Below are 13,759 nucleotides of genomic sequence, written 5' to 3' on the forward strand. Positions count from 1 at the left end.
GGCGTTTTTTGTCGGGCTTTTTGGTGACTGAGGGAAGCCCGGAGGGCCACCCGACTGCTCCGGAAACCGCACCCCAGCCGCCGCTTGAGGCACCAGACCTGCAGCCGCCTGAGCTCCGAACCTGCCACCGCTAGAGAACCAAACCTACCACCGTCTGAGCTCCGAACCTGCAATCGCTAGAGAACCAACCTGCAGCCTCCTGAACAACGATCAGCCCCAAAAAGTAACCCGATGAAGACTCGAATTGGTACAGAAAACCAAGATATGTGGCACAGATTCAAACAAAACGAACACCAAACAACCTTCGCGAAAAAATAACGAACCAGTTAACAGCTTTGTCAGAAAAGATTAACTACAATCCCGCCACGTCTTCAAAGAAAGACGAACAAAACAACAAGGAGAACACCATGAAAACACATCAGACATTACTACTGGCGGCCGCACTCACCGCGACCACCGGACTCACACAAGCCGACACTGTATTGGGCGTCTACGCCGGCGTCGGTATCTGGCAACCCGACATCAGCGGAAAACTGGGCGAAGTCCCCATCAGCGCCAGCGACCTGGACATCGACGACGATAACGCCAACTTCCTCTACGTCGCACTGGAACACCCCGTCCCGCTGCTGCCCAACATCCGCCTGCAACAGACCAGCATCGACAACAGCGGCAACTCCGCCATCAGCTCCGACTTCCGCCTCGGCGACATCAGCTTTGACAGCGGCGAGCAAGTCAGCACCAAACTCGACCTGACCCACCAGGACGCAGTCCTCTACTACGAAATCCTCGACAACTGGGTCAACCTCGACCTGGGCCTTAACATCCGCCGCTATGATGGTCATATGAGCGTCACCAGCGCCAACGAAAGTGAACGCGTCAGCCTCGACGGTGTCATTCCCATGATATACGGCAAGGCCCAATTCGATCTGCCCTTTACCGGCTGGTCTGTGGCTGGGGAAGCCAACGTCATCAGCTACAGTGGCGACGGCATCACCGACTACACCGTTAAAATCGCCTATGCCAGTGACATCATCCCCCTGTTCGACGTCGGTTTTGAAGTGGGTTACCGCGATATGAGCCTCGACCTCGAAGACCTGGATGACCTCGTTGCCGACGTCAGCATCGACGGCCCCTACGCCGCGCTGACAGTTCACTTCTGAGACTGATCGTGGGGATCAACCGTAAACCGGGAAATCCCCACACAGCGCCTTCACTCGCTCACGCACCTGATCCACCACCTGCTGATCACCACGCGCATCAATCACATCACACATCCAACCCGCCAGCTCGGCAACCTGCTGCTCCTTCATACCACGAGTCGTCACTGCTGGCGTACCGACGCGAATACCACTGGTGACAAACGGCGACTGAGGGTCATTGGGCACCGTGTTTTTATTCACGGTGATAAAGGCATCACCCAACCAGGCATCTACCTCCTTACCGGTCAACTGCTGCTCAATAAAATCCACCAAAAACAAATGATTGCTGGTACCACCGGCAACCACCTTATACCCGCGTGCCTGGAATACTTCAGCCATCGCCTGAGCATTTAAGATCACCTGCTTTTGATACTCTTTAAACTCAGGCTGAAGCGCCTCCTGCAAGGCCACTGCCTTGGCAGCGATCACATGCATCAGCGGGCCGCCCTGGATACCCGGAAAAATCAGGGAATTAAACTTCTTCGCCAGCTCCTCACGATTGGTCAGAATCAGACCGCCGCGGGGTCCCCGCAACGTCTTGTGAGTCGTGGTGGTAACCACATCGGCAAACGGGACCGGATTCGGGTATAACCCGGCAGCCACCAGGCCCGCCACGTGAGCCATATCCACAAACAGATAAGCACCGACACTGTCGGCAATATCGCGGAAGCGCTGCCAATCCATCACTCGGGAGTAAGCCGAAAATCCAGCCACAATCATCTTAGGCTGATGCTCTTTGGCCAGCGCCTCGATCTGGTCGTAATCCAACTCACCGGTCTCGGGCACCACCCCGTACTGAACCGCCTGATAAATCTTGCCGGAAAAATTTGGCTTGGCACCGTGAGTCAGATGACCGCCATGGTCGAGAGACAACCCCAAAAAGCAGTCACCCGGCTGCAACAGCGCCATGTAAACTGCGGCATTGGCCTGAGAACCGGAATGAGGCTGCAAGTTGGCAAACTCGGCAGAAAACAGTTCTTTCGCGCGATCAATAGCCAACTGCTCAACGGTGTCCGCGTGCTCACAGCCGCCGTAGTAACGCTTGCCGGGATAACCCTCGGCATACTTGTTGGTGAGCTTCGAGCCCTGGGCCTGTAGCACCCGCGCGCTGGCATAGTTTTCCGAGGCGATCAGCTCAATGTGCTGCTCCTGCCTGATATCCTCCGCCGCCATGGCCTGCCACAGATCACTGTCAAAATCCTGAATGGTATCGCTGAGCTTAAACATAGATCGCCTCGTCTGCTGGAATGATGAAAACCAGCCAAAATCATACGAGCACCAATCAAATAAAGATAATTAATAGTTGAAATCCGGTAATAAAATAAACTAATGGAGAAGAGGTCACGGGTTTGCGGACAAAGGCCCCCGCATCCCCCACCACACCAGCCCAAGGGCCAGTGCGGATGCAAAGCAACTGACAGCAAACGACAACACCGGGCTGCTTGACCACAGATAACCGCTGATCAGCGCCCCCAACGCCCCGCCGGCACCAAAACTCGCAGCGCTGTACAGCGCCTGGCCCTGTCCCTGGATACGACCGGGAAAGTACCTGCGTACCAACTCGATAGCCACCGAATGGGCGCTACCGAAAGTGAACGCATGCAACACCTGGGCAAACACCATCAGAAGCAAGTGCTCAGGAAAGCAACCGATCAGAAACCACCGCAGCACAGCCATCGCCAGACTGAACTGAAAAATGGCCCGGGGGCCAATGTGTTTCATTACATGGTGCATGTACCAGAACACCAGCACCTCGGCCACCACGCCCAATGCCCAAAGCACGCCGATGGACGTGCGGCTGTAATTGAGCGATTCCAGAAACACACTGTAAAAGGTGTAATAGCTGCCGTGACTGAGCTGCAACAGCAGAGACGCCATCAAAAAACACAGCACAGGCTTTTGCAGCGCGACTGATAGAAATCCTTCCCCCTGATGCTGTTCATGTTGCGAGGACTGTGGCTCATCCAGCGCCAGTGCGCTAAGCCAGATGGCGATTAAAAACGCCATTCCCACCCAGGGCAATGCAGCCACCGAGTATAGATCAAAGAGAACTCCCAGCAGTACCACTACCAGAATAAAGCCCACCGACCCCCAAAGCCGGATGCGGCTATAGAAATGGGGACGCCCGCCCAGGTAATTCAGCGTAATCACCTCAAACTGAGCCAACACGGCATTCCAGAAAAAACTGAAGACCACAAATACGACAGCTACCCACCAGAAATCCTGGCGCCAGAACAGGAAGCCAAAGCAGATTGCCGCCATCAGACTGCCCAGACGAATCACCCACAACCGGCGACCACTGCGATCCGCCAGCCAGCCCCAGACATTGGGCGCCACCAGGCGGGTCAGCATCAAAGTCGATGCGACAATACCGATTTGTTCAGGGGAGAAATCCAGGGACTGCAGCCACAGCCCCAGAAAAGGCACCATGGTTCCCACCATGGCAAAGTAAAACGCGTAGAAGCCGGACAGTCGCCAGTATGGCAGCTGACCCGGATTCATCAGGCTTCGGGGGCCTGTCCGGGAATCACAGGAATATTGTGCTCAACGCCGCCATTTTGACCTCGGTGGCGCAGCAGATGATCCAGAACCACCAGCGCCATCATAGCCTCCGCAATAGGTGTCGCGCGGATACCCACACAGGGATCATGGCGGCCCTTGGTCACCACCTCAACCGACTCTCCCTGGACATTCACGCTGCGACCGGGCAAATGCAGGCTGGAGGTAGGCTTGAGCGCTATGCTGGCCACCAGATCCTGCCCCGTGGAAATGCCGCCGAGAACACCACCAGCCTGGTTGGAGAGAAAACCTTCAGGGACAATCTCGTCCCGGTGCTCGGTACCCTTCTGTTCAACACAGTCAAAGCCGGCACCGATTTCCACGCCTTTCACCGCATTGATACTCATCAGAGCATGGGCCAGATCCGCATCCAGGCGATCGAAGATCGGCTCACCCAATCCCGGTATCATACCGGTAGCCGTCACGGTGATGCGGGCACCAACGGAGTTACCCTCCTTGTTGAGCGCCTGCATATAGGTTTCCATCTCCGCCACCTTACTGGCATCGGGGCAGAAAAACGGATTATTGTCCACCTCGTTCCAATCCACGCTGTCGATTTTGATGGGCCCCAGTTGTGACAGGTAACCCTTCACTTCAATACCGTGAAATTGCTTGAGGAATTTTTTGGCAATGGCTCCGGCTGCAACCCGCATGGCGGTTTCTCGGGCTGAAGAGCGGCCACCGCCCCGATAATCCCGCACACCATACTTCTGCATGTACGGGTAATCAGCATGGGCGGGACGATAGAGATCTTTGATATTGGAGTAGTCCTTGGAGCGCTGATCGGTGTTTTCGATCAACAGCCCGATTGGGGTACCCGTGGTCTTGCCTTCAAACACGCCGGAGAGAATCTTCACCATATCGGCTTCCCGGCGCTGAGTGGTGTAACGGGACTGCCCGGGCTTACGGCGGTCCAGGTCGCGCTGCAGATCCTCCTCGCACAGTTCCATCCCGGGAGGGCAGCCATCGACGATACAGCCCAATGCCAGACCGTGACTCTCGCCAAAGGTGGTTACAGTAAACAGCTTGCCAAAGGTATTACCGGACATATCTCTCTCGTGAGCAGCAACTAGTGAATCATTGAAAGCGGCGCATTATACGCACATTACGCCAACTCTGCTCGGTGCAGATCCAACTGCTCCGCGGTCAGCACAAAAATCCCGTGGCCGCCCTGCTCAAATTCCAGCCAGGTAAAGGGGACTCCGGGAAAGGTCGCTTCCAGCGCCGGCCAGCTGTTGCCCACTTCCACCACCAGCAGGCCATTGTCGGAAAGGTGCTGGCGGGCTTCGCTCAGCAGGCGGCGGGTAAAGTCCAGACCATCTGCTCCGCTGCCCAGTGCCAGGGCCGGCTCCGCCTGGAATTCCGCCGGCATACTGGCGAGGTCTTCAGCGTTGACATAGGGCGGATTGCTAACGATGAGATCAAACACCTCACCCTGCAACCCGGCAAACAGATCCGACTCCACTGCCCTCACCTGATCCTCCAGGTGATGGCGTTCGATATTGGACTGCGCCACCTCAATGGCATCGGCGGAGATATCACTCAGCACCACCTCCGCATCTGTAAAGGTGTGCGCGCAGGCTATCCCAATGCAACCACTGCCCGTGCACAGGTCGAGAATCCGGTGCGGATAGCTCGCCAGCCAGGGCTGAAACTCCTGCGCAATGGTTTCCGCCAGAGGGGAACGCGGTACCAACACCCTGTTGTCGACGTGGAATGCCAACCCCGCAAACCACGCCGTGCCGGTAATGTATGGGGCCGGGATGCGCTCATTAATCCGGCGCTCGATGACATGCACCAGGTGCCGACGCTCGTCCGAGGTCAGGCGCGCATTGAGCAGATCAGGAGGACTGTCCCAGGGCAGATGCAAACTGAGCATAATCAACTGCACCGCTTCATCCCAGGCATTGTCTGTACCGTGACCAAAAAACAGGCCCTCGGAGTTAAAGCGGCTGGTGGCCCAGCGCAGATAATCGCGAATGCTCAACAGCTCATGAACCGGCGATTCCCGCTTTTCGATCATGCTGGTGTTCTCCCATTGATTAAATTCGTAAGCCAGATAACGCCGCAGCGATTACCAGAACAACGCCGCAGCACTGGCGCACAGGGTCATCACAAACAAAAACCACTTCAGCGCCCTCTGGCTCACCTTCAGCGCCAGACGAACGCCAAGTTTGGCGCCGGTCATGGTACCCGCCGCCAGGATCAGTCCCGGCACCCACTCCACCTGGCCGTTCCAGATAAATACGGCCAGCGCCACGGCGGTAAACGCCGCCGTGCACAACATCTTTAAGGCATTGGCCCTGACCAAATCGTAGCGTAAAACGCCGGCCAGCGCGGCGATAAGGATAAATCCGACACCTGCCTGTACAAATCCGCCATAGAATCCGGCCAGCATCAGCGCCCACCAGGCGCTGGTGTTCCCGCTGGCGCTCTTGGGATGTTCGTCAGGCCCGGGCATAACCGTGGCAGGACGCAGCAGGATAATCAATGACATGCCCACCATGGTTCCCAGCAACAAAGGCTTGAGCAGCACGTTAGGCAACAGCGACGCACACAGTCCGCCAGCCAGTCCACCCATCAGGGTAGGCCAGAGGATGGCAGCCACGCCGCCAGTATCGAGTTTACCGTGACGGTCAAAATCCCTGACCCCCACCAGACACTGCAAGAAAACGCCCACCCGATTGGTGGCATTGGCAACATCGGCGGGCAGCCCCATCATCATCAGGGCCGGCAGCGTCAGGTTTGATCCGCCTCCGGCCAGGGTATTGATCACCCCCGCGATCAGCCCCGTCACCAGCAAAAGTGCAATAAAAGCAAAACTGATATCCAGCATTGAAGAAATCCAACCGAATTGAGGGCGCCCAGTCTACTGATTTGGCAATAAATGACCACCCGACATGGTCATTCGGGAGGTTCCAATGGCCGTTATTGAAACAAAAACCACTTTACCGGGGCCTGACCTTGTCGTAGGGTACGCCCCGAAGTTCCCATAGACAGTCTAAATCCCTTGTTTTACTGGGGTTAAGGGGGAACTGGTGACCTGCTCGCCGGGGCTTGAACAGCAAACCGCGACCAAGGCAGCAAACCAAACGGCGGCGATTTGCGTACATCAGAAGCAAACGCTGACAACCATGCCGAAGGAATTACCCATGAAAGAACAGTACGCCGACATTATCCGCGCGATTGGAGAAGATCTTGATCGCCCCGGGCTCCAGGACACTCCGGAACGGGCCGCCAAGGCCATGAAATTCTTGACTCGGGGTTACCAGCAGACCGTCGAGGATGTCGTCAACGGTGCGCTGTTTCCTTCAGACTCCAGTGAGATGATTATCGTCAAAGACATCGAGCTTTACTCCATGTGTGAACACCACATGTTGCCATTTATTGGCAAGGCACATGTGGCTTACATTCCCACTGGCCAAGTGGTGGGACTGTCCAAGATTGCACGGATTGTGGACATGTTTGCCCGTCGCCTTCAGATCCAGGAACAGCTGACCGTTCAAATCGCCGAAACGATTCAGAGCGTAACCGGTGCAGAAGGGGTCGGCGTGATTATCGAAGCCAAGCACATGTGCATGATGATGCGCGGGGTGGAAAAGCAGAACTCAGCAATGAAGACCTCCTCCATGCTCGGCAGCTTTCGGGACAATATGGCCACCCGAAGTGAATTTTTGTCGCTGATTCGCTGAACCGTCCCGGCAGGGCTCCCAGATCTGACGGGAGCTCATTTTAGTCTCACCAGGACCACCTCTACACTCACCTGCCCCCGGCTCTTCGCCCCAGGTACCAGACTACCCAAGCCTCTTGCCACCACGCGCCCTTCCGCCACACCGGCGTCAAGCAGCTGTTGCCGCACCGTCTTCGCCAGCTGCAAAGAGCGCTGTTGCTGCTGCTCAAGCGTACCGTCTTCAAAGTCGTGCGCCACCAGGGCCAGGTTCCAGCCTCTGTCACTGCGCAATGCCGCAACCAGTGCCGGTAAATGCGCCTCAGCCAGGGCGCGCTGATCGACAGCAATGCCCGGCAGCACAAAACTGCGGCCATCCCTCAGGCGCTGCGCAATCACCTCCGGACTGCTGGATACCGCCAACTGCTCAGCGGTGCTGATGGTATCGATCTGAACATAGGAACGCTTGTTGCCACGCTGGACCGCATAAAGAGCGACGTAGCTGCGGTCACCGGCCGCCCCCACCTCAATGGCAGAATAAAACTGGTGTTGATCCAATCCATAGAGCTGTTTGATACCAAAGCGGATGTTGGCCCAGCTGTTACTGCTGCCACAGCGGCGGGACTGGCAGGCGAACAGTTCACGTCCGCCCATTTGCAGCAACTGCTGGCGAAAATAGTCAAACACCTCTCCCACGTCATACCCCTTTTCCAACTCCAGGGTCTTGCGCTGCAGTTCACCGGTGAGGCGCTGTTCGCGTTCGGGGCGCCACTGATTGTTGACCTTTTTCATCTCACCCAAGGTCAAACGATAGTCATCGGTGCTGGTAGTATTCAATTCAAATACCACTTTGGCGTGGGGATACGGGGCCAGGGGTAAGGCCGCCGCAATCGGGGACAGCAGCCACGTCACGAGCAGCAGGCCCATGCCCGCTATTGCGCTGCAAAAGATAGGATCATTCTGTAATTTCGCCATAGCTACCGAACTAATATCCGTATTTCGAGTAGGTGTGTAGGCTGCCAATTACGCTGCCCGTCTAGCCAGCGTAAAACTGATTGAGGATCTCTGCAAGTTCAGCGCAGCTATCCGCCTCCATATGAAAGTGATGGCTGCCAGTAACAACGACCGGTTGTGGAGCACTCAAGCCGGATGTGCGCTGTTCAAACGCCTTGGCCATGCCCTCGCTTGCCAGGATCAGCTTGGTCTCAGCTGTGATGCGATCCATAAAGGCCGCAATGTGTTCGCGGGTCAGTTTAATGGCCGAAGCCGCCTTGAGGTGGGGATCGGAACTCCAGCAATAGCCGCCATCCACCGCTTTAACACCGCGCTCCACCAGTGTCTCTGCGGCCAGGCGTGACAGAGACCAGAAACCCTCCATCCGCACCTCAATCATGGGCTCCAGCGAATCATAGGTGCGGAGGCGTCGTTCGCGGCGGGTATCCTGGATGGATCGCGCCAGCTGTTCAGGTGCCTTTTGCGGATCCACCGGTTCCGGATACATGCCGTCGAGCAATGCCAGCTTGCGGATGCGTTGCGGAAATGTGCCTGCGGAGAGCATGGCAATCACCGCCCCGCGGGAATGTCCCATCAGGGAGAATTGTCCCCAACCCAGGGCATCAGCAATACCAAAGACCTCTCCGATATCGGCCCAGATATTGTAGGGTTCCACACCCGGGCGGTGGTCACTCAGGCCGTGCCCCGCCATATCCAGCGCCACGACATAAAATTCTTTGGCCAGTAGCGGCGCCAGTCGAAAAAAGCTGGCGCTGTTGTCGAACCAGCCGTGCAGAGCCAAAATCGGTGGTTTGGAGGCTTGCCCCCAGGCCTGGGCAGCAAAGGTCATGCCCTGCAGATCAAACTGCAGTTGGGTCGGGGAAGTCACGGTTTACATTCTCAATAGATTAATAATCCGGCTGGTGCAGCCACAACAGCTCTCCGCAGGAGCCCGCCATCACATCTGCTTCCACATAGGCCAATGCGCTGGTACCCATGATATGGCGCCCTGGCGCCAGGCCACAGAGCCAATCGACAAAACTTCCCACCAAAGGCTGGTGGGTCACCAGTAAGGGAATATCGTCCTGAAGAGATTCCACAAATTCACCCAGCGGCATCAGGCGGGAATCCGGAGTCAGAAGATCAGAGGTCTCGACGGGTAACTCCAGCTGCTCAGCCGCCAGCTGCGCCGTCTGCTGGGCCCGGATGTAAGGGCTGGCAATAATCCGGGTCACCCTGGACAAATCCCCGGCGGAGCGGGAAAGAATATCCAGTGTCTGCTGGTGCCCCAGAGAGGTGAGAGCTCGTTCACGGTCGGTTTCCGCAAACAACTGGGCCTCACCGTGACGCAATAGAAAAGCCTGCATAATGTATTTACTTCTACTCTGCTTCTACTGTCAGTTCCCTACCGCGCTTGATTACGGTTGCTATTCACTCTGGTCAGGCCAGTCCATAAACGGATAGGGCTTTTCCTCACTATTGTAGGTCATAAAGCGCCAGATCTGGAAAATATAGGTCGCCAGACTCTGTCCGAATCCGCGCAGCTTGTCATTGTCACTGCCCGCCAGCAGAGAGAACAGGAACTGCACCACTACCACCACCCACATAACGGCCACCGCCACCTGCACAGCAATGGCAAACAGCAGCATAAAAATCAGCCGAATCCAGTGGCGGCTATTGGTGAGGTTGGTGCTCGATTGTGTCGTTTCCATCAGGACTTCCTTGAATATTCAACGTCGTAGTTTTGTTCACCCATCATCAGCCCTGTAGCCACTTCCGCCAAGGGCTTACTATCAAACAAAATAGCATACATGCCCGTCACCAGCGGCATATACACTCCCATTTCGTCAGCTTTTTGTTTGACAATGCGGACTGTGTTCACCCCTTCCGCCACCTGTCCGATCTCCGCAACGGCCTGCTCCAGAGTCTTGCCCTGACCGATCGCCTGGCCCACCCGGTAGTTGCGACTGAGGTCTGAGGTGCAGGTGAGAATCAGATCCCCAACGCCCGCCAGGCCGAGGAATGTCATCGGGTCCGCCCCCAACTCTCGGGCAAAGCGCCCCATCTCCGCCAGACTGCGGGTCAAAAGCATGGCGTGGGTGTTGTGCCCGCAGCCAACGGCGGTGGCAAGCCCGGAAACAATGGCATAGATATTTTTCAGTGCACCACCCAGCTCCACACCGTAGCGGTCACGGTTGGCATAAACCCTGAACGTCGGTGAACTCAGGGCAGTTTGAATACTCTTGATGACAGTTTCGTCGTCGCTGGCGATTACCGTACCCGTTTGTTGCTGTTGAACAATTTCCCGCGCGAAGTTGGGGCCACTGAGCACGCCGATACGAGCATCGCTCAGTTCCTGTTCCAGAATCTGGCTCATCAAGGTGAAGCCTTCCGGCTCAATGCCCTTGGTGGTACTGATAACAATAGTGTCGGGCCGTAATAACGGCGCCACCTGGCGGGTAACCTCGCGAAAGGACTTACTCGGAACTGATATAAACACCACATCACTGGCACAGACCGCCTGCTCCAGGTCGGCACTGATGCGAAGGTTATCGTGCAGTGCATAGCCGGGAAGATATTCGGGGTTTTCGCGCTGCATCTGGCAGCGTGCTGCCCGCTCGGCGTCACGCATCCATAACCAGGTGTGATGACCATTGACCGCCAGGATATTGGCAACGGCCGTACCAAAACTACCGCCACCCAGGACAGCGATGGTGAGCTCTTTCGACATAGGGAAGCGCAGCAACAAATGAGGAGCCGCAAGTGTATCGGGAAATGAGAGGGGGGAAAAGTGGTTGCAGATATTGCCTCAGCACCTATCTGCACTTATACCGAATTCAGGCTGAAGAACAATGACACCCTTCTTCAGCCTGCAATCAATCAGTTGCTCAGTTCAAGCAACAGCTTGTTGAGTTTGGCAACGTATGCGGCCGGATCGTCCAGACTGCCACCCTCTGCAAGACTGGCTTGATCAAACAGAATGCTGGCCAGATCGGCAAAGCGGTCCTCGTCGGCTTCCTGATCCAGCTTTACCACCAGTGGGTGTTCAGGGTTAATCTCAAAGATGGGCTTGGACTCCGGTACATCCTGCCCGGCCTGCTCCAGAATACGGCGCATTTGAGCGCCCATATCGTGCTCGCCCACTACCAGACACGCCGGTGAGCCAGTCAGACGATTGGTGACGCGAACATCTTCAACCTGTGCCTCAAGCACGTCCTTAACCCGCTTGACCAGATCTTCGTGCTGCTTGGCACTCTCTTCCTGAGCCTTCTTATCCTCTTCGGTATCCAGCTCGCCCAGATCCAACTGACCTTTGCCCACGTCCTGGAACTGCTTTTCCTTATAGTCCATCAAGTGGCCCATCAGCCACTCATCAACCCGGTCTGAAAGCAACAGAACTTCGATATTCTTTTTGCGCAGCGCCTCCAGGTGAGGGCTGTTCTTGGCAGTGTTGAAGTTCTCGGCTGCCACGTAGTAGATCTTGTCCTGGCCTTCCTGCATCCGTTCGATGTATTCATCGAGAGACTGATCCTGATCGGCCTTGTCGGTATGAGTCGAGGCAAAACGCAGCAGCGAGCCAATTTTTTCGCGATTGGCGAAATCTTCGGCAGGCCCCTCCTTCAATACTTGGCCAAACGCCGACCAGAAAGTCGCGTACTGCTCGGGATCATTTTTCGCCAGTTTTGACAGCATATCCAACACACGTTTGGTCAGTGCACTGCGCATGGCATCGATGTTGGGATCCTTCTGCAGAATTTCGCGCGATACGTTCAGGGACAGATCATTGGAGTCCACAATACCCTTCACAAAACGCAGGTACAGCGGCAGAAACTGTTCGGCGTCATCCATGATAAAGGTACGCTGAACATAAAGCTTCAGACCCCGAGAGGCGTCGCGGTTGTACAAATCAAATGGCGCTTTGCCGGGGATGTACAGCAAACTGGTGTAGTCTAGCTTGCCCTCGACCCGATTGTGGCTCCACTTCAGTGGATCTTCAAAGTCGTGGGAAACGTGCTTGTAGAATTCCTTGTACTCATCTTCGCTGATCTCGCTGCGAGAACGAGTCCAGAGTGCGGTAGCACTGTTAATGGTCTCATCTTCCGGCTGGGCGGGCTCCTCGCCTTCCGCAGGTGGCAGCGGATCTTTCTTCATGATTACCGGCAGAGAGATGTGATCGGAGTACTTTTTGATCACTGAGCGTAAACGCCAGCCATCGGCAAATTCTTCGGCATCGGACTTCAGGTGCAAGACGATGCTGGTACCCCGCTTCTCTTTTTCAACCGTCTCAACCGTAAATTCGGCTTCTCCTGTGCACTCCCAGTGCACGCCCTCTTCAACGGCTGCGCCGGCGCGACGGGTAAAGACTTCAACGCGGTCGGCGACGATAAAGGCGGAGTAGAAACCCACACCAAACTGACCGATCAGCTGGGAATCTTTTTGCTCATCACCGGAGAGATTCTGCAGGAACTGGGCGGTACCGGATTTGGCGATGGTGCCCAGATGCTCGACAACTTCATCACGGTTCATACCGATGCCGTTGTCGCTGATGGTGATGGTCTTGGCTTCTTTATCGAATTCGACGCGGATGGCCAGCTCGGAATCATCTTCGTAGAGGCTGCCATCGGAGAGGGCTTCGAAGCGCAGTTTGTCGGCGGCGTCTGAGGCGTTGGAAACCAGCTCTCGCAGGAAGATCTCCTTGTTGGAGTACAGCGAGTGAATCATCAAATGCAGCAGTTGCTTGGCTTCGGTCTGAAAGCCACGGGTTTCTTTATGCGCTTCCACAGTCATGTTGGGCTCCTGAACGTCTTTGCGGAGGATTTATCGGTTAGTGACAGGGAGATGGGGTTGGGATTGGGGATTTCAAGGGCTTTTGTTTGGTTGGTTTGGGGATATTGTGGTTTGTGACTGTTTTTTGTTCTGGGTTCATTTTTGGTAAGTGCTAATGTCGGTTCGTGGCTGCTTGTTCTTGGCGTCACGCTGGGTGCCTCATAGCGACGATGAGAACACCCGGGTCCCCTGCCGCAGCACTGAGCTTCGTGGCATCCAAGTCGCTAGCAGAATTGCATTGTTCTTTGAATGGTTGGCCCCGCGAGCTTGGTGGTTCTAGCGCGCCCTTGAAATGGGTGGAGGTGGCGAGGGTGGTGGACGCTGCGTCGAACTTGCGGAGTATCCCCCACCAAAATAACCGAAATGGCCCGCGGAGCAATCCTGCCAGCGATACAGTGAAATACGAAGTCAGAAATTCCAGCAAGGGAAACAAGCCTTCACAGCCATTTTGGTATGTAAGGCACCACCCCACGAGAACCGCGGTGTTGGAGGTGGTTGGGGGCAGTGTTTTCGG

Annotated in this window: 13 protein-coding genes; 2 read left to right on the forward strand and 11 right to left on the reverse strand. The window is 55.9% G+C overall.

Going from position 1 to position 13,759, the window contains the following annotated elements:
* Positions 1–407: 407 nt before the first annotated feature.
* A complete protein-coding gene (locus HBA55_RS17180) occupies positions 408–1,160 on the forward strand; it encodes a TIGR04219 family outer membrane beta-barrel protein (protein WP_166993933.1) in 753 nt (250 codons plus the stop codon).
* Positions 1,161–1,175: 15 nt separating this feature from the next.
* Here HBA55_RS17180 and glyA read toward each other — a convergent pair whose 3' ends face one another.
* The 5 genes from glyA to HBA55_RS17205 all read right to left on the reverse strand — a co-directional run bounded on the left by glyA (position 1,176) and on the right by HBA55_RS17205 (position 6,594).
* Positions 1,176–2,426: a serine hydroxymethyltransferase gene (gene glyA, locus HBA55_RS17185; protein WP_166993935.1), complete on the reverse strand. Its 1,251-nt coding sequence runs from the start codon at positions 2,424–2,426 to the stop codon at positions 1,176–1,178.
* A gap of 114 nt (positions 2,427–2,540) precedes the next feature.
* Positions 2,541–3,701 (reverse strand): MFS transporter, encoded by a 1,161-nt coding sequence (locus HBA55_RS17190; RefSeq protein ID WP_240946133.1) that lies wholly within the window; start codon positions 3,699–3,701, stop codon positions 2,541–2,543.
* Complete coding sequence (gene aroC, locus HBA55_RS17195) at positions 3,701–4,807, reverse strand: chorismate synthase (RefSeq protein ID WP_166993937.1); 1,107 nt, start codon at positions 4,805–4,807, stop codon at positions 3,701–3,703. Before aroC ends, HBA55_RS17190 begins: the two co-directional genes overlap by 1 nt.
* Before the next feature lie 56 nt (positions 4,808–4,863).
* A complete protein-coding gene (gene prmB / locus HBA55_RS17200; protein WP_166993939.1) occupies positions 4,864–5,781 on the reverse strand; it encodes a 50S ribosomal protein L3 N(5)-glutamine methyltransferase in 918 nt (305 codons plus the stop codon).
* A gap of 51 nt (positions 5,782–5,832) precedes the next feature.
* The gene (locus HBA55_RS17205; RefSeq protein ID WP_166993941.1) at positions 5,833–6,594 is read right to left on the reverse strand and encodes a sulfite exporter TauE/SafE family protein; all 762 of its coding nucleotides are present in this window, start codon (positions 6,592–6,594) and stop codon (positions 5,833–5,835) included.
* Between the two features lie 316 nt (positions 6,595–6,910).
* Between HBA55_RS17205 and folE the strand changes: the two genes are divergently transcribed.
* Positions 6,911–7,450, forward strand: a complete 540-nt coding sequence (gene folE, locus HBA55_RS17210) for a GTP cyclohydrolase I FolE (RefSeq protein WP_240946156.1) — start codon at positions 6,911–6,913, stop codon at positions 7,448–7,450.
* Positions 7,451–7,485: 35 nt separating this feature from the next.
* On the opposite strand, the gene HBA55_RS17215 is transcribed toward folE, so the two are convergent.
* The 6 genes from HBA55_RS17215 to htpG all read right to left on the reverse strand — a co-directional run bounded on the left by HBA55_RS17215 (position 7,486) and on the right by htpG (position 13,206).
* Entirely contained in the window at positions 7,486–8,400 is a 915-nt protein-coding gene (locus HBA55_RS17215) for a DUF4892 domain-containing protein (RefSeq protein WP_166993943.1), read from the reverse strand.
* Positions 8,401–8,461: 61 nt separating this feature from the next.
* The gene (locus tag HBA55_RS17220; protein WP_338109422.1) at positions 8,462–9,307 is read right to left on the reverse strand and encodes an alpha/beta fold hydrolase; all 846 of its coding nucleotides are present in this window, start codon (positions 9,305–9,307) and stop codon (positions 8,462–8,464) included.
* 19 nt (positions 9,308–9,326) lie between these two features.
* Positions 9,327–9,785 carry a phosphohistidine phosphatase SixA gene (sixA, locus tag HBA55_RS17225; protein ID WP_166993945.1) on the reverse strand — a complete coding sequence of 153 codons (459 nt, stop codon included), beginning with the start codon at positions 9,783–9,785 and terminating at the stop codon, positions 9,327–9,329.
* A 60-nt stretch (positions 9,786–9,845) separates the two neighbouring features.
* Positions 9,846–10,130, reverse strand: a complete 285-nt coding sequence (locus HBA55_RS17230; protein ID WP_166993947.1) for a DUF4389 domain-containing protein — start codon at positions 10,128–10,130, stop codon at positions 9,846–9,848.
* On the reverse strand, positions 10,130–11,149 hold the full coding sequence (locus tag HBA55_RS17235) for an NAD(P)H-dependent glycerol-3-phosphate dehydrogenase (RefSeq protein WP_166993949.1): 1,020 nt from the start codon (positions 11,147–11,149) through the stop codon (positions 10,130–10,132). Before HBA55_RS17235 ends, HBA55_RS17230 begins: the two co-directional genes overlap by 1 nt.
* A 149-nt stretch (positions 11,150–11,298) precedes the next feature.
* On the reverse strand, positions 11,299–13,206 hold the full coding sequence (gene htpG, locus HBA55_RS17240) for a molecular chaperone HtpG (protein WP_166993951.1): 1,908 nt from the start codon (positions 13,204–13,206) through the stop codon (positions 11,299–11,301).
* Between the last annotated feature and the right edge of the window lie 553 nt (positions 13,207–13,759).

It is taken from the genome of Pseudomaricurvus alkylphenolicus (assembly GCF_011683955.1).
GTDB lineage: Bacteria > Pseudomonadota > Gammaproteobacteria > Pseudomonadales > Cellvibrionaceae > Pseudomaricurvus > Pseudomaricurvus alkylphenolicus.